The organism is Idiomarina sp. UBA3162, from assembly GCF_002364475.1.
In the GTDB taxonomy this organism is placed as follows: domain Bacteria; phylum Pseudomonadota; class Gammaproteobacteria; order Enterobacterales; family Alteromonadaceae; genus Idiomarina.
In genome coordinates, this window is sequence record NZ_DEYI01000028.1 from 1 (window position 1) to 17,087 (window position 17,087).

General features: G+C 47.1%; 13 protein-coding genes and 1 pseudogene. 7 read left to right on the plus strand and 7 right to left on the minus strand.

Annotated features, from left to right (window positions below):
* The first annotated feature begins 126 nt into the window (after positions 1-126).
* Positions 127-1,755, plus strand: a complete 1,629-nt coding sequence (locus B2X00_RS03355; RefSeq protein WP_290486119.1) for a serine hydrolase domain-containing protein — start codon at positions 127-129, stop codon at positions 1,753-1,755.
* On the opposite strand, the gene B2X00_RS03360 is transcribed toward B2X00_RS03355, so the two are convergent.
* Complete coding sequence (locus B2X00_RS03360; protein WP_290486120.1) at positions 1,756-2,967, minus strand: M24 family metallopeptidase; 1,212 nt, start codon at positions 2,965-2,967, stop codon at positions 1,756-1,758. It abuts the gene before it with no gap.
* A gap of 169 nt (positions 2,968-3,136) precedes the next feature.
* Between B2X00_RS03360 and B2X00_RS03365 the strand changes: the two genes are divergently transcribed.
* Positions 3,137-3,742, plus strand: coding sequence for a methyltransferase family protein (locus B2X00_RS03365; protein WP_290486121.1), 606 nt, complete (start codon positions 3,137-3,139; stop codon positions 3,740-3,742).
* A 12-nt stretch (positions 3,743-3,754) separates the two neighbouring features.
* On the opposite strand, the gene B2X00_RS03370 is transcribed toward B2X00_RS03365, so the two are convergent.
* Positions 3,755-4,138, minus strand: coding sequence for a thiol-disulfide oxidoreductase DCC family protein (locus tag B2X00_RS03370; RefSeq protein ID WP_290486131.1), 384 nt, complete (start codon positions 4,136-4,138; stop codon positions 3,755-3,757).
* A 204-nt stretch (positions 4,139-4,342) separates the two neighbouring features.
* Between B2X00_RS03370 and B2X00_RS03375 the strand changes: the two genes are divergently transcribed.
* From B2X00_RS03375 to B2X00_RS03395, 5 genes are all read left to right on the plus strand, one after another.
* Positions 4,343-4,987, plus strand: coding sequence for a hypothetical protein (locus tag B2X00_RS03375; RefSeq protein ID WP_290486122.1), 645 nt, complete (start codon positions 4,343-4,345; stop codon positions 4,985-4,987).
* Between the two features lie 58 nt (positions 4,988-5,045).
* Positions 5,046-5,423 carry a YchJ family protein gene (locus B2X00_RS03380; protein ID WP_290486123.1) on the plus strand — a complete coding sequence of 126 codons (378 nt, stop codon included), beginning with the start codon at positions 5,046-5,048 and terminating at the stop codon, positions 5,421-5,423.
* A gap of 146 nt (positions 5,424-5,569) precedes the next feature.
* Positions 5,570-7,234 carry a BCCT family transporter gene (locus B2X00_RS03385; RefSeq protein WP_290486124.1) on the plus strand — a complete coding sequence of 555 codons (1,665 nt, stop codon included), beginning with the start codon at positions 5,570-5,572 and terminating at the stop codon, positions 7,232-7,234.
* 69 nt (positions 7,235-7,303) lie between these two features.
* The gene (locus B2X00_RS03390) at positions 7,304-9,157 is read left to right on the plus strand and encodes a DUF294 nucleotidyltransferase-like domain-containing protein (RefSeq protein WP_290486125.1); all 1,854 of its coding nucleotides are present in this window, start codon (positions 7,304-7,306) and stop codon (positions 9,155-9,157) included.
* A gap of 6 nt (positions 9,158-9,163) precedes the next feature.
* On the plus strand, positions 9,164-9,898 hold the full coding sequence (locus B2X00_RS03395; protein WP_290486126.1) for a 3'-5' exonuclease: 735 nt from the start codon (positions 9,164-9,166) through the stop codon (positions 9,896-9,898).
* Between the two features lie 12 nt (positions 9,899-9,910).
* On the opposite strand, the gene B2X00_RS03400 is transcribed toward B2X00_RS03395, so the two are convergent.
* The 5 genes and pseudogenes from B2X00_RS03400 to B2X00_RS03420 all read right to left on the minus strand — a co-directional run.
* Positions 9,911-11,170, minus strand: coding sequence for a hypothetical protein (locus B2X00_RS03400; RefSeq protein ID WP_290486127.1), 1,260 nt, complete (start codon positions 11,168-11,170; stop codon positions 9,911-9,913).
* On the minus strand, positions 11,171-11,791 hold the full coding sequence (locus B2X00_RS03405; RefSeq protein ID WP_290486128.1) for a condensin complex protein MksE: 621 nt from the start codon (positions 11,789-11,791) through the stop codon (positions 11,171-11,173).
* Positions 11,788-15,474: an ATP-binding protein gene (locus B2X00_RS03410; RefSeq protein WP_290486129.1), complete on the minus strand. Its 3,687-nt coding sequence runs from the start codon at positions 15,472-15,474 to the stop codon at positions 11,788-11,790. The genes B2X00_RS03405 and B2X00_RS03410 overlap by 4 nt, the downstream gene beginning before the upstream one ends.
* 152 nt (positions 15,475-15,626) lie before the next feature.
* Positions 15,627-16,808: a 2-methylaconitate cis-trans isomerase PrpF gene (gene prpF / locus B2X00_RS03415; RefSeq protein ID WP_290486130.1), complete on the minus strand. Its 1,182-nt coding sequence runs from the start codon at positions 16,806-16,808 to the stop codon at positions 15,627-15,629.
* A gap of 12 nt (positions 16,809-16,820) precedes the next feature.
* Positions 16,821-17,087: pseudogene (locus B2X00_RS03420) on the minus strand (Fe/S-dependent 2-methylisocitrate dehydratase AcnD); the annotation flags it as partial.

A 17,087-nucleotide genomic window follows, 5' to 3' on the forward strand; every position in this document is an offset into this window, starting at 1 on the left:
AGTTATTAAAACGGTCGTCCTAACAGAATTTTTCGATTGAAAATAAAATAATATTGGCTATTCCGTTGATTTATTCACCAAATTAAACGATAAAATACTCATCATTTTTATTAACCCGTTCGTCTCATGAAACAACTTTTACTCTGTTTACTCTTCGTAGTTATCCCAATGGCATCAGCGAGTGATTTCTCGGGTACTTGGCGCGGTCAGCTCAATCTGGGTCAAGGGGTTTCTATCGTACTCGGTTTTGATATCAGTCATAATGAAGATGGTGAAGTAAACGTCCTCATTGACAGCCCAAATCAAGGCATGCATGACTTTCCAGCCAGCTCAGCCGCTATCAAAAATAATCAACTAACAATCCAATCTGACGAGCTCGATGCGCAATTTTCTGGTCAACTGAATAACCAAAAACTGAGCGGTGAATGGAAACAGGGTCAAGCAATGCCGATTGAGCTCTCTAGGTTAGCCAGTAATGATGAGCAACGGATGCGCTTTGAGGGCACTTATAAAGGCACATTGGATATTAATGCCAATACATCACTGCCCCTGCAGCTGAATATCGCTGTTTTAGCGAATGGCTATCTAGCGACGCTCGACAGCCCTGCGCAGGAGTCCTTTGGTATTCCGGTTGATCAGGTGAACATTGATGACACGCAACTTACATTTCAAGCCAGCATGATTGGTGCATCTTATTCGGGCATCCTGACTGAGAGTGAATCATCGCAGTGTTATAAAGGCCAGTTTTCTCAAGGCGGAAAATTACCGCTTACCTTGTGTATAAAAGCGACAGAACAGACGTCCAGCACACAGCAAGTAAACCCTGCCGACTATAACGTCGATGGCGCGGTAATTACGTACAGTAACGGTCAGTGGCAGGTAGAACGCTTTACTCATCACGTACCTAAGGATGCCCAATTTGAAATTGGCTCGGTAACCAAGACCATGGTGGCATTTTTACTAGCCGAAGATCTAGCCAACGAATCGCTAGCCCAAGACACGCAACTAGCGGAGGTTTGGGATAAGTTGCCAAAGCCCATCGGTGATATTTCTTTAGTTTCTCTGGCAACTCATTTCTCGGGTTTACCGCGGCTACCTGCCAATCTTGATGTAACGGACGACACTAATCCTTATGCCGACTATCATCTTAATCAACTATCCGATGCACTGCGCAACACTGAATTATCATCACCCAAGGGTTATCAATATTCAAACTTTGGCTATTCCGTGCTTGCCGAAACGCTGGTCGCTTTTCACCATCAATCACTCGATACACTGCTCACTCAATCATTGTTTAAACCATTAAACATGAATCACAGTTACCTCGCCTTGGAGAATGAGGATCACGTTAAAGCACATATTAACGCCCTCGCTCAAGGTCATCGTTTCGATGGCGATACAACATCTCATTGGTATTTTGACGCGATGGCGGGCGCAGGCGCTGTGGTATCCACTGTTGATGATATGGTTTCTTACATAAAGCTCATGATGCAACCACCCGAATCACAAAAAGACACGGTAGAAACGGTTTTAGAGCCGCGCGAGTCACTGAGCACACAGACTCAACAGGCACTGGGTTGGCTAATTCAAAACAAAGGTCAACAACGATGGGCTTGGCATAACGGTCAAACAGCTGGGTTTACCAGTTATGTTGGATTTACATTAGATGGTCATCGTGGCGTCGTGTTACTGAGTAACCAAGCACGTCCGGTTACTCAGCTGGGTCAACAGTTGTTGTTGACCCCCGTAAAATGATCACCCTAGATTGAGCGGATCATCCAGCGACCGAGACGGTTCGGTAAACCATTTCGGTCCTTCGTCAGTCATATAGAAATGATCCTCTAAACGAACGCCAAACTGTTCCGGCTGAATCAACATAGGCTCGTTGCTAAAGCACATTCCCTGTGCCAACGGGGTATCATCGCCTCCCACTAAATAAGGCCACTCATGCAAATCCATGCCAATGCCATGTCCCGTTCGATGAGGCACGCCCGGTAGCTGGTAATCAGGTTTAAGCGATAAGCGGGCGAGTTCATGTCGCACTGCATCATCCACGCTAGAGCATGGCTGACCTAAACGTGCCGCGTCAAAAGCAACGTGTTGCAATTGGCGCTCATACTGCCAGAACTCACGTTGTTCAGACGTCGCTTCACCAAAAGCATAGGTACGTGTGATATCAGAGTGATAGCCGTGCAGCTTGCAGCCCGTATCGATCAGCACCCAATCGTTGGCTTTCAAGTATTGCTCGTGCTGTACTCCGTGCGGGTAACTGGTTGCTTGACCAAATAAGACGATACAGAAAAAAGAACCCGGTGCGCCGACACGACGATGCGCTTCATCAATAAACGAGCGTACTTCGGTGGCACTGATCCCCTCCTTGAGCATTGATGCTGTTGCACGATGAACGGCAATCGTCATATCCATCGCTGTTTGAATGAGTGCAAGTTCAGCATCTGATTTGTGCATTCGACACTCAGCAATGACCGTTTTAGCATCACATAATTGCTGTGCAGGCACGAACGTCTCGAGTCGAGCAACGAAACTGTATGCCGTCGATTCGTCAATTCCCAGTCTTAATTGAGTGCCGAACGTGTCCTTTAACGTGCTTGCCATCAGCTCAATGGGTGATTCATGCTCTTCCCATAATAGCGGTTCGAGTGGCACTTGCATCGCTTGCTTTAAAGAACCTAATTCGAACGCTGGGGCTATGAGCCGCGGCGAACCTTCGACGGGAATAATGGCACCTACTAACCGTTCACTCGGATACCACCGCAATCCAGTAAAGTACTCAAGATTGGTACCCGCATTGAGGTAAATGGCATCAATACCCTGCGCTTTCATGAGTATCTGAGCACGCTCAATACGGTGATTGTACTCTTCAATGCCAATCGGCTGCGCCTCGTCAGCCATATTAACCAACTGGGCTAATGCCTCCGTTTGCGTTTGGTAGCCAATGCCTCGTGTCATTCTGAACTCCAGTATTATTTGAAACATTCAAAAATAATCGTTAAGGCTCGCACGACGCTCTCGAAAAGGCAAACATGGCTTTTTTTGAGCGCGCACTCACTAGGGTTTTATTTGTTTAAAATTATAGTAGAATAGATGGCATATTCATTCGAAAATATAGGAGTTTCATGTGTTCAACTTTGACACATTGAGTCAGTATTTTCTTGCTATTTACTTTACAATCATTGCCATTCATTACAGCAGTGTCGCTTTAGGTCGGAAAGTGCGAACTCAACAAAAACAAGTTCATGCTGGGCAACCTATGACAGCGCAGTGGTGGATTCGACAAACTTTTAACGTATTTCGTACGCTCATATTACTGCTTTGTATCGCTCGTGTGGGTTGGGATATTGACGGTTATTTAGGTGTATTCGACGTATTTTATCAGCCCGTTGTGGTGTACCTCGGCGTCACTTTGATGTTGTTATCGTTGTTTTTCGTTAGTTTTAGTCATGCTTATATGCAGGCTCAATGGCGCTCAGGAATTGATGATAACACCAAGCATCCACTATTGGTGGAGGGTCCATTCAAGCGCACGCGCAACCCGATATTTAAGGGCATACTTTTAGGCCAGCTAGGCTTATTCTTGGCGTTCCCATCAGTGTTTACGCTGCTGTGTCTGGTCACCGGTATATCCATGCTCGTGTTGCAGGTGCAACACGAGGAAACCGCACTCGAAAAGAGCCATGGAGAGGTGTATCTTCGCTACAAGTCGACTACACCCCGTTGGCTGTAAATCGAGTCGCACTCAAAGATTACACTGTTCGCAACGCTCTTGACCCGTTAACCAGCGCGATATACGGTTTCGGTGCTTCGCGAACAGCAAATAAACGCTATCTGCTAGCCAGCGAATAATCGGCCACCTGAGAGGCGCAATATAAGCGCCTTTACCGACTGCCTGCCAAGCGGCGTACGTCACATCAAGCCCATAAATTTCGTTTCCATTGCTATCGACACCATGCAAATAGCGGTTAGCGGCAACCGGGTCAATGTGCGGATAGCGTAGGTTAAAGTCTTCAGCATTGATGTTTTCAAACACCAAACGGTTACTTTTATCCAGCTTGTTTAAATGCTTCATTTCCTTAACACATAACGGGCAACCGCCATCATAAAAAATGATAACTCGGCTCATATTTGAAAGTTGCTGACTCACTACTAAACACTCCAGAATTTAACCTGTTAAACCCAATTGTTATACGTCAGATTAGCGCATATCGATTAACTAAACCCACTGGTTGTCTGGCAATTCGTACAACGGTTAAGTAATTTCACTGATAGTGAGCTAAAGAGTCTCAAGCTAATCTCCTCTGCGAAAATTTTTTTCAGAGAGGAAAATATGAAAGTTCGATTTTCTATAGCACCGTTAGCATTACTTGCATCTGTTTCATTTCCTAGTCTTGCGCAAAGCTCATATACGCTGCCAGCTCAGTCATTGAACCAATTAACGTTGAGTGGCATAAGCACTGAAGTAGATATGGATGGAGGCTCCAAGCAAAATGCCTTTGACGGTGGTGGAGCCCTGGCGGAGTTACGACTGCAATGGCAAAATGATTGGTACGTCGGACTCTCGGGGCGGTTTTCCGAGACCCGCTACAACGATGTTGATCTGTTAACCGATGAGCTCACCGCAAGTATCGGAACTCATCATTTTCTCAACGCTAAGACTCGCCTATTCTCTGAGCTATTACTACAACGACTAACGATGGAAACAGACAGCGGAAAAGCGCGTGTAGAGGACCAGGAAATCGGCCCCGGTATTAAACTCGGTATCGAACACCAAACCCAAACACAACTAACGTTTTATGCGTCAGCGCGATATAGCCACCTTACCCGAGAAATCAGCTATTGGCGCACGGAATTAGGCGCTTTTTACATGTTTAACCCGCGTACCGCAATGGGCTTAAGCTATCAACGCGACACAGCATCCGAAACCGAATACCAACAAGACAGTTATCTTCTCAACATTCGCTTTTGGTTTTGATTAGGGTTCAGATGAACAAAATGGCATACTTTAGACTTTTCAGTTAAGAGTATGTCCAATGGAACCGCACAATACCTGTCCTTGTGGCAGCGGAAAGCCATTTAGCGTCTGCTGCCAGCCGCTAATCAACAATCAACAGCAAGCCCACACGCCTGAGCAATTGATGCGCTCAAGATACACCGCTTATGTCATTGGCGACTTACCTTATATCCGTAAAACGTGGCATCGAGATTACTGCCCTGCTGATTTATCTCTTGAAGGACTACCCGAGTTCATCCGTCTACAAGTTGTGTCTCATCATCATTCAGAAAATGAAGGTTTCGTTCACTTTCGTGCATTTTATAACGCGCAAGGTGAACTTACATGGATGGAAGAACAGAGTCAGTTTGTTAAGCTAGGTGAACGCTGGCTATACACAGTCGGTACGGTAAAATAGCCGACGACGACTTCGAACCCTCTGTCATTTGCTATAAAAACAAGGGTTTTTACTCGCGTGGGTGAACTGTTTACTCTAAACTTCGGTAAAATAAGTGTAAATTTGCAGAATGTACTCACTAATCACAACAAATAAAGGGGATGTCCATGAGCGAGAACAAGGATATAGACGAAAGTAAGGCGGAAAAGGATCCGATGATCCCTGATGGGGAAGTTAATCCCATCAATACCGATTACAAAGTTGGACAAGACAACGTCGTGATGAACTTAGGCCCGTTTGGATTAGATTTCCATAATCGGGTCTTTGCTGTTTCAGGCCTTGCGATTGTCGCATTTGTTCTGTTTGCCCTAATCTTTCAAGAACAAGCAGAGCCGCTTTTTAGCGGTATTCGTGGTTGGCTCACCTCAAACCTCGATTGGTTTTTCTTAAGCGCAGCTAATATTTTTGTAATTGTTGCGTTGGTACTCATTTTTACCCCTTTGGGTCGAGTTCGAATTGGTGGAACCGAAGCTAAGCCGGATTTCTCTTATCTCGGATGGTTCTCGATGCTATTCGCTGCTGGTATGGGTATCGGCTTAATGTTTTATGGCGTGTCTGAGCCAATCTCTCACTTCTCATCTTCGCTCGGCGGCATCTCCATGGAAAATGGCGTCCGTACTGACTGGGCGCCTTTAGGAGCCGCAGGTGGCAACGAAGCTGCTGCACGCGAACTGGGCATGGCGGCGACGATCTTCCACTGGGCACTTCACCCATGGGCTATTTACGCAATCCTCGCGTTAGGTTTGGCGCTCTTCTCATTTAACAAAGGTTTGCCGCTGACTGTTCGTTCAATTTTCTATCCGATTTTGAAAGAGCGCGTTTGGGGTTGGCCTGGTCACATCATTGACACCATTGCCATCTTAGCGACCCTATTCGGCCTTGCAACATCATTGGGCTTGGGGGCATCGCAAGCAGCTGCGGGTCTTAACTTTTTGTTCGATGTACCAAAAGGTGAAACCACCGAAGTGCTGCTAGTAATGGGAATTACTGCCATCGCACTGACATCAGTGTTGGCTGGTTTAGAATCAGGCGTACAGCGCTTATCGCAAATTAACATGACGTTGGCAGCTCTGCTGCTATTATTCGTGATTATTGTAGGACCTACGCTTGCGATTATTACAGGTTTCGGTGAAAACTTAGTCAACTACGTTGCCAACCTACCTGCCCTCTCGAATCCTGTCGGACGTGAAGACTTAAACTTCACCCAAGGTTGGACTTCGTTCTACTGGGCGTGGTGGATCGCATGGTCACCGTTCGTCGGTATGTTTATCGCACGTGTATCACGTGGTCGTACGGTGCGTGAATTCCTAGTATCTGTATTATTAGTGCCTTCACTTGCGTGTGTATTTTGGATGTCTGTATTCGGTAACATTGCTATCGAACAAGTGATTAATGGCGCACAAGACTTGGTTGACGCTGACTTGTCACTCAAACTGTTCGTCATGCTCGAAGAGTTACCATGGGCTGCCGTAACCTCGTTCATCGGTATCATCTTGGTGATTGTATTCTTTGTGACTTCATCTGATTCTGGCTCGCTAGTTATCGACACCATCAGTGCGGGTGGTAAAGTCGAAGCGCCTGTACCACAGCGTATTTTCTGGTGTACTTTTGAGGGGCTGGTTGCAATCGCCTTAATACTAGGCGGCGGACTTGTTGCATTACAAGCAATGGCCGTTTCAGCCGGTCTACCGTTCACTATCGTTTTACTAGTAGCCTGTGTTGCTGTCGTTCAGGGCTTGCGTTCTGAACCACGAATCGGTAAAAACGGATAACGCGCAGCGGTTGTCTTGTAACAAAGGCGGCGCACTGAGCGCCGCTTTTTTTGTACCCGAGGTGATGTCATGGAAGCCGAACACGTTGAAATTCTAAATTTCATTAAGCAGTACGCCCCCTTTACCATTTTGCCAGAAGAAGAACTACAAACCATCGCACGGCAAATAGAAGTCGGTTATTTTCAAAAAGGAGAGCAGGTACTTGAGTACAACCAACCTATTAGCGATCTTCACGTCATACGTAGCGGTGCAATAGAGACCTATAAACGTAATGGCGAACTGTTTAATCGTCTCAGTGCTGGCGGCTTTTTTGGTGAGGCAGGCCTATTACGAAAGGGGCGCGTCCGTTACCCGGTCAAAGCATTAGAAGACAGCCTTATTTACTACGTGCCAGGCACATTATTTAATCGACTTTACGATGAGTATGATGCCTTTGCCGATGCAGTCGAAGTTGAGGAGCATCAACGCGTTAATTTAGCCGTTCGTGAACGGGAACAACGTAATGATTTGTTTATTGAGACAGTCGAGACATTACTGAGTCGTCAACCGGTGATCATAGAGTCAGATGCGCCGATCGTCGAAGCAGCGCAAAAAATGACTGACGAACAAGTGTCATCATTACTCATTTGTGGTGATAACCCAGATGACGTACTCGGCATTATTACTGACAAGGACTTACGCAAGCGCGTGCTTGCGGTCGAACGTTCTCCCAACGATCCCGTGCGTGAAGTAATGTCGTCTAACTTGGTGTATATCGAGCATAATCAACGCATATTTGAAGCGATGCTAACCATGCTAAGAACCAACCTGCATCACTTACCTGTTTTAAAAAAACAGCGTTTAATTGGCGTTGTAGCCTTATCTGACGTCGTGCGTCACGAATCGAAGTCGAGTCTTTACGTAGTCAGTAGTATCTTTAAACAAAATACTTTTGAGGAGTTGGCACAACTTAAAGAAAGTGTTGAAGCAAGCTTTGTTCGTTTAGTCAACGAAGACGCTAATTCACGAATGATAGGCTCGGCGATGGCGACCATCGGTCGTAGCTTCAAGCAACGTCTTCTGGAGTTAGCGGAAATCGAGTTAGGTCCACCACCTATTCCCTACTGCTTTCTCGCGCTCGGTTCAATGGCTCGTGATGAGCAATCTATCGTAACTGACCAAGATAACGCGCTAGTATTACATGACGATTTTAATCCTAAAGAACACGATGCCTATTTCAAAGCGTTGGCTAAGTTTGTCTCGGACGGTTTGCACGAATGCGGCTATACGTATTGCACCGGCGGTATTATGGCAACTAATAACCAGTGGCGCCAACCATTACGAGTTTGGAAAAAGTATTTCACTGATTGGATAGATAACCCCTCTCCCGAGCGCTTACTGCACTCCTCTATCTTTTTTGATTTAGACGGCGTATGGGGTGAGTTTAGTTTTGCCAAGCAGCTTAATGAATTAATTCGTGTAAAAGCACAAAACAATAAGCGTTTCTTAGGATCTATGGCGCGTAATGCGTTGAGTAGAACACCACCGCTCGGCTTTTTCAAAGATTTCGTGATGGAAAAGGACGGTAAGCACCGCGACAGTATCAATACGAAGCGCCGCGGCACAGCACCGGTGGCTGACCTGATTCGCGTGCATGCGCTGGCGGTCGGCTCGACTCAACGTAACTCGTTCGCTCGCTTAGAGGACATAATGGAGGCCAACATACTCCCCAAAGGTCGTGGACCGGATTTACGTGACGCCCTTGAATTAATCTCAATGGTGCGTATTCGACATCAGGCCATTGCTCTAACTGAAGGCGACACACCCGATAATAATGTCGCACCAGAGCAACTTTCAGACTTTGAACGTAAAAATCTAAAGGATGCGTTTCAAATTCTCAGCAATGCACAGAAATACTTACGTTACCGCTATGCAGGAGGCTAAGCCGGCATGTTTTACTTAAAACCGCGTGAGGTGATTAACTCCGACGCTGAGCGCGATTGGTCGACGGACTTTGCCACTTGGGCAGCGCACGTCAAAACGCCGATGTTTAAACACTATTTTGAACAGGGCATGGTTAATAAAGAGACCTTGATTAAAGACGCACCGATGGTCGCTGTTGATTTCGAGACTACCGGCTTAGATTGCCAGCGTAACAGCATCGTTAGTATCGCTGTCGTCCCCATGACAACACAGCGTATTTTTATGTCACAAGCGCGGCAGTGGGTCGTCAAACCACGACAAGACCTAACCGACGAATCGGTCGTGATTCACGGCATAACTCATTCTGATATTCAATCAGCACCGGATATCGAAGATATTTTACCTGAACTGCTTGAGTTAGTTGCAGGCAAGGTCTGGGTCGTACATTACAATGGCATTGAGCGCCCTTTTCTGCAAAAAGCGATGGATGCACGATTTGATGAGCATATTCACTTCCCTGTCATCGATACCATGGCCATTGAAGCCCGCTTTCATCGTCAACGGCGGTCATTATGGTCAAAACTAATGGGCAAACAACCTTTATCCATCCGTCTTGCGGACAGTCGCGAGCGCTATAACCTGCCCTTTTACGCCCCTCATGATGCCCTCACAGATGCGCTAGCATGTGCTGAACTTCTACAGGCACAAATCCGACATCGCTACAGTCTCGACACACCACTTCAAGACATCTGGCTTCCCTAATCCAACGTGCAACTATGCAACACGTTTCGGTGGTGTTACCACCAAGTCTTCTATAATCTGCACGTTGTTGGTAGTGCTTACAGGACGCTCGTGACGTTGCAGCGGCAACTGCGCTTGTACGGAGCGAGCAAGCGTCTGATATTCACTGAGTACTTGAAACAACCAGATCTCGCCGTGCCACTGCAGTTCGTGCTGGGTAAGGTAGTTAAGCGCAGATTGCGCCTGCTGACTTTGAGCAACATTAATAAAGAACTGATCAACATCCTGTTTTAATTGGCGTTGCTGGGTCTCGAGTATCTCATCGTCAAACTGCTCGGTCGCTTGCGCCGATTCACTCAAAGGTATTTGTTCACCACGCAAATGCCGCGTTTGCTGTAATGCATCATGCAAAGCCGCTAAGGTTTCACGCTGAGCATCTGAATTGTGGACATCGACATGCGCTGCTGCGCGAATAGCACGAGCTTGATTAAACAGCGTCGGTACCTGACTTTGTTCGGTATAATCACTGATCTTGAGTTCGGGATGCTGACGAAGAAACTGCGCCATATTACCAACCAATAAACTGCGCGACTGCTGCTCACGAAAGCGACTCATTAATTCAATCATACGGTGTTGAATTTCTAGCATGCTGGCGCGCTGCAAGCTGGTGCGTCGCTGTAACTGAACGACTAAAAGATGCCGCAGCTTTACATGACCATCCGCGAGCGCAATACACTCGTCGTAGTCAATCATTGATAGACCTTCGAGCAAGCGTTCAATTTGATTCTGCGCGCGTTGATTTTCAGCCATCTTTTCGTCAAGGTTAGCGGCAAAACCAAAATCGGTATTCAGGCGATTCCATAAGCTGTGAATCGCCTCATCAAACTCAGCTACCAAATCATGTACACGCTCTTCAATCACCTGTAGTTTCAACTCTGCCAGATAGATATCGCTGCGCTGCTGCGCTTTTCTGAATGCATCCACCTGACCACGAATCGCTTCAAGCTTATCCGCTACGTCCGCTTGAATGGAACGCCGCCGCTCGTCCACAACCAAATTAGCAATCAGTTGTGCAACAGGTGCTCGTAAACGATATCCTTGGCCGCTCTCGGGCTGATAAATGATACGTGCATTTAAAAGGTTGCGTAATACACCCTCATTAACGCTGAGCTCATCTAAAACACCGGTTTGGTACGCCTGCATTAAAATAGCTGCGTGCCGACCTATCAGATTAAGTCGCTTTTCACCTTGCTCGATTCGCTGATCAGAAACATTTATTTGCTCTCCCGCCATTTACAGTAAAGCCTCTTGCTCTGGTTTTTCGTCAACTGGTAAATTTTCTTCGTCACGAATGAAGCGAATCACATCAATCAAATAATCCACTTTCCCAGTTACAATAAAGTAGGGTCTGTCACCATGAGGCTGCATTAAATAACCATGCTCGACCAACCGCTTAGCGATTTGCTTGATTTGCGCATCGACGGTTTCAGCTTGCGAGTTAAAAAAGCGATCACGCGCTAAGTTTGCTAGCCGTTGCTTTAAGCTTGGATTATCCTCACAGGCCATCACCCACTCTGGCAGTTTTACCGTATCGCCCGGAACCAATGTACTATCATGACCGAGTGCTTCTTGTGTCAAGGTGAGCCACTCTAGTAACGGCATCAATGTAGCCAGAGTCTGAGTAAACTGTTGACGTAAATGCTCGCGCCCCTGCTTATCAAGCTGCTGATAGCTCAAGAAAAATACACTGCCGTCCGCCGCCTGGCTCACTGTCCTGTTCAGCGGCCGTAAATAGTCATTTATCTGGTTTTGTAATGTCTCATCCTGTAATTGCTGGTGATACTCCGGAAAACGTTGGGTACAGATAAACTCGCCCGCCAGCAGCGTTTCGATGATAGGGCCATATGTCATCATGCGCTGTACTCCTGTTGCACGAGGTGAGCCAATTTTTCAGACAGCCCCGAAGCCTTTGGTTGAATACGTTTCAACTGTCCTTTACCAACCTTATCTGGATGTGCCTCAATTAAGTAACGATGCTTAAATAGCATCAAAACATCAGACTCAGGATTAGGAAAGGCGCCTACAATTTGAATGTGATTGCTATCACACGCATCAAAAAGTTTCTCGACGTTGTGATAGGCCAAGGTACCGATTTCGTCAATCGGCCAATGGAGCGTTATCGCCTCGCTATCCGTGCGCAACAAACGTGTAAAGGCTAATAAGAATTTACACAAGATCAGATAAGCCATACCGTGACTCGATGATTCTGCTAATTGACGGTCATTTCGTATAACGAGCTCGTTACCTGATTCGGTTAAGAACAGCTCGATCTTTAACAACGATTCGATGCTGTACTTTTGATCGGCGCGTAAAATATCCGCAACCATGCCAAGCTGTAATAAGTAATCCTCGTGCGGAAGTCGCTCGCCAGACGCCTGCCAACGCTCATAGCTTGCGACAAACTGCTTGAGAGGTTCCCAAAAACCTAACGCATCGATGGTTGAACTGATTTTTACTTCGGCGCGGTCAATACCAGACAGTGATAATTCATTACCCACCGCATCCGTTAAACGACGACTGTATTGAGCCACGCGTTTATGGATATCGTTGAACACAGTAAAGAAGTCGACTAGATCTTTACTAATATTATGACCGGTCGCCAATATCGCTTGCTGATGTTCCTCAAGATAATTCAGCATGGCTTGGTACAGCGCTAAATTGGAAGCAATATCGTCACCTACATTCATGCGTTCTCGACTTTCTTCCATGAAGTTAAGGAAATCAGTTTGGGCATCACGGCGCAATTGATTATCAAACTGACGCAGCTGCTCATTCAGCACTTTATCACTATGCAAAAAGCGCTCATATACGTCGTCGCAGCGTCCTATAAGTTCACTACTATCACTGTGTTCTAGCGACCCTTTTTGCCTGCTCTGTTGTAACTCGGGTGTCAAAGTCGGTATGTGTTCGAGCTTGTTTACACTCTCTCGCAAACGCTGTAAGAGCGTAGTGGACTGCTCTAACGTTAATTGGGTACGCTGACGTTGCTCGACATCTTGAGCCTTGCTTTGCTCAAAGGCATCTTTAGCCAAGCGTTTTTTATCTTCAAGCGCGAGAATTTCAGACTGCAGCTGTTGCTCTCTCTGCTGCCATTGTGGACGTGCCAACTGCCAAACTGACTCTTTAAAGTGGCGATACTCTCGCACTAGTTCTTGGCGCTCAAGCGCTTGCTGTATCGCTTCGTTTAGCTGTTCCTCTCGCTGCTTTAACTGGTTAATATCGTGCTCATTAACGCCCTGCTGGGCAAGCTTGTCACTGAATGCACGTTCCAATGCTTTAATGTCATCTTTGAGTTGTGCACGTTCCTCAGCCTGCTGCTGCCGCTCAAAGTCTTGAGATTCGTGTAATTGCGCAACCGCGTCTTGCTGCTCCGCTTTTAACTCTATCTCAGCGCTACGCTGCTGTTCTATCAATTCTTGCGCACTGAATTCAATATGTTCATTAAGGCTCTCCAAGCGTTCCTCAAGTGTCGCTTTCTGCGCACTTAGTTGTTCAGTCCGTTCAGAGATTTGTCGTTTGATCGCTGCTTTTAAGCGAGCTTGCGCATCCAGTGCATATTCTAATTCACGTTGCTGCTTGTGAAGCTGTTGCTGCACCATTCTTAGCTGCGCCTCGGCATCAGTGACATGTTCAGTTTCACGCGCTAACTGTTGTTCGGTTTCGTCGACGCACTTAATCAGTGACTGTTGTTGTTTTTGCAACCGTTCTAGTTCAGCTCTACCCTCTGTGTCATCGTGATAGGTCGCTTCAATCGCCGCAAGATCAAGCTGCAAGCCAAATACACTGGTGTTATCTTGTCCAAGCACGGGATTCAGATCAGTTCGCTCTAACAACGCGGGTGAAATGACCTTACCAATCGTCTCATGCCACTGCGGTGCTTGGCTATGTAAAAAGCCTCGTAAACTATCGGGTTCGGGCTCAAGCTCAATGCTCTTTTGCTTAATTGCGATCTTGACCGAAGCGAGTTGCTCACGCTCACGATTAAGTTCTTCGCTGACGCGTAAACGGTTGCGTTGGGCTAAGTTTAATTGCTCACGCGCATGCTCCAGTTGGTCGCGCTGCAACGTCAGCTGCTCTTGCGCGTCAGCGACGCGTTCAACCATCGCATCCAATTGCTGTTGCTCTTCCGCATTGGCATTATGACTCTGTTCAGAATGAAGCGCAGCCAACTTGAGTTTGACCGCCTCGCGCTCATCGCGCCAACGTTCGGTTTGTTCATTGCGACGCAGTTGATGTTGCTCACGGAGCGCGGCCAACGCCTCACTGTGGCTCGCGTGCAGTTCAGCAAGCTCAGTAGCAAGCCCATCGAGTTTGGCTTGATGCTTACCATCACGGCGCTGCTGTCGCTCAGTCAGCTTGAGCTTCTCGCTATCCAGTTGTTGGCGTTCACTCTGATGCGCCTCAAGTAACACAATACGCTGTTGCTTAACTTCATCAGCTTGCTCCCGCAAGGCTGGCAAACGCTCAATTTTGTGTTCCCACTCCTCAATATTCGCATCACGAAAAGCATCGGCTTTACTTTGAGCTTCATCTAACTGCCGCTCTACTTGCTTAAGCTCAGCCTTATGTTCGCTTAGCGTTTCATTAACTTGGTCACGTTGCTGTTCATAATCGGCCGTACGTTGACTGATCCGTTGTTCTATCGTTCTTAACGTTGCTTTTAAATCACGTTCTTGATCGGCTAACTGCTCTCTATGCTCAAGCAATAAAGGTTGAATAGCCCAAAGCTCTGCTAACTCATCGCCATAGCGATGAGCACCGCTTGAGAGTTCGGTGAAAGCGGCCTGTAGTTCATCCAAGCGCATCGTTTGCCGCATTTGCTCAATCCATCTGCGGATCTTTTCACCACGAATCGAACTGTGGGGGACAGCATGTCCGTCTTCTTCTAGAATCGCTGCTAACATGCTACGTAAAGTATCCATTTTGCCTTCTTTAGCATGCACAGCACTGACCAGTTTTTCGATATGACGTAATTTATGAGGCGCTTTCACCAATGCAAAGCGTGCCGCCAATTGACGCAGTTTTACGCTATCTTTTTGGGTATGTTGCAACGCTTGTACATCATTTTGAATCAGCGTACGAAACTCGCTTGTTGCACTAATTTTATGGCTAAAAAGATGCCCTTTCGCGCGCAATCGCTTCAACCACTCCTGATAGTCAACCGCAATCACTTTATCACCTTGCTCGTCGAGGTAATCTTGTGGGCAATATTCAGCATCGATAAAACGGTAATCAACGCCATCGTTACGTTTGGTCAACACCACTTGGACGTCGCGTTGCGCCGCAGACTGATATGAATAAATAATGTAGCTATTACTATACGGCAGATAGAACTTGTCAAAGTTGTCGCGGGTTTTAGGCACCACTTTATTGGGTTGCTCGCCATAAAACACGGGGATCATACGTTGTAACGTGGTTTTCCCCGACGCGTTACTACCACAAATATTGGTGTGCCCTTCTAAATCCAGTTCCACGATACCCGGGAGGTGACCGTTAATCATAATTATTTTTTTAAGACGAGCCGCATTACCTGCCATATTGTTCCTCGTAACACCTTCACCAAAGCCGTTAATGATAGCATGCATTCTGCATCGTGAGCGATGCACTAACGGACAATTTACATCCGTTAAAACCATAAAAAAAGCGCCCCAAAGGACGCTTTCAGCAATCGTTATGAATTAGCGGGTCATTAATCCAACACCTCTGCAGGTACTCTCACCCAGCCTTCCATAAGCACACGTGCACTTCGACTCATAATGGCTTTGACAGCACGCCATTCACCATCTTTTAGGAGCGTTTCAGCACCGACTTGCAACGTACCCGACGGATGACCAAAGTTGACCATCGTGCGCTCACCGCCACCGGCGGCTTGGTTTACTAATGTACCTGGAATAGAAGCGGCTGTGCCAATTGCCACCGCAGCCGTTCCCATCATCGCGTGATGTAGTTTACCCATCGACATAGCACGGACAAGCAAGTCAACATCACCGGCCTCAATCACTTTACCGCTCGAGGCGGTGTAGGTCTTACCGGGTGCTACAAAGGCTAATTTCGGCGTATGTTGACGCTGCACGGCTTCTTCTACCTGATCGATCAATCCCATGCGAACCGCGGCATGAGCCCGAATCGTCTCGAGTCGCGTCAAGGCTGCTGCGTCACCATTTATCGCTTCTTGCAACTCAGTTCCCTCGTAGCCTAACGCCTCGGCGCGCAGAAATACGGTAGGAATACCCGCATTGATAAAGGTAGCCTCTAAGGTTCCGACGCCAGGCACCTCAAATGTATCGACAAGATTTCCGGTGGGAAACATCTGCTCACCATCGGCGGAGGGATCCATAAACTCGATCGCGACTTCAGCCGCTGGGAACGTCACACCATCAAGCTCAAAGTCACCCATTTCTTGTACTTGTCCGTCTTGCATCGGTACCTTATTGACAATAGTTTTGCCAATGTTTGCCTGCCAAATACGGACTTCAGCGATACCGTTTTCCGGCACGCGATCGGCGTCAACGAGACCTTGAGTTATTGCAAAAGCCCCCACCGCAGACGACAAATTACCGCAGTTGCCGCTCCAGTCAACAAAGGGGGTATCAATCGATACCTGACCAAATAGGTAATCAACATCATGGTTGGGTTGCGTGCTTTTCGACACGATGACTGTTTTACTGGTGCTTGATGTCGCGCCGCCCATACCATCAGTATGCTTAGCGTAAGGATCGGGGCTGCCAATCACGCGCATCAGAAGTGCATCGCGCACCTTACCTGGCTGCTGCGCGGCCTCAGGTAAGTCCGCTAGGTTAAAGAATACACCTTTTGAAGTCCCGCCACGCATATAGGTGGCGGGAATTTTAATTTGTGGTTTCTGCTTCATTATTAGAACTCCTTAGCTTGCTTCTGCTTCTAAAAAGTCCTGAGCAAAACGTTGCAGCACACCGCCGGCTTCATAAATTGACACTTCTTCTTTGGTGTCTAAGCGGCACTGTACCGGCACTTCTTCACTGTCACCATTGGCACGATGAATCACCAGCGTTAGCTTAGACCCGGCCTCAGGTGTACCTTTCACATCAAAGGTTTCAGTGCCGTCAATATTCAGCGTTTTACGTGTAGTGCCCTCTTCAAACTGCAGCGGCAATACGCCCATACCAATTAA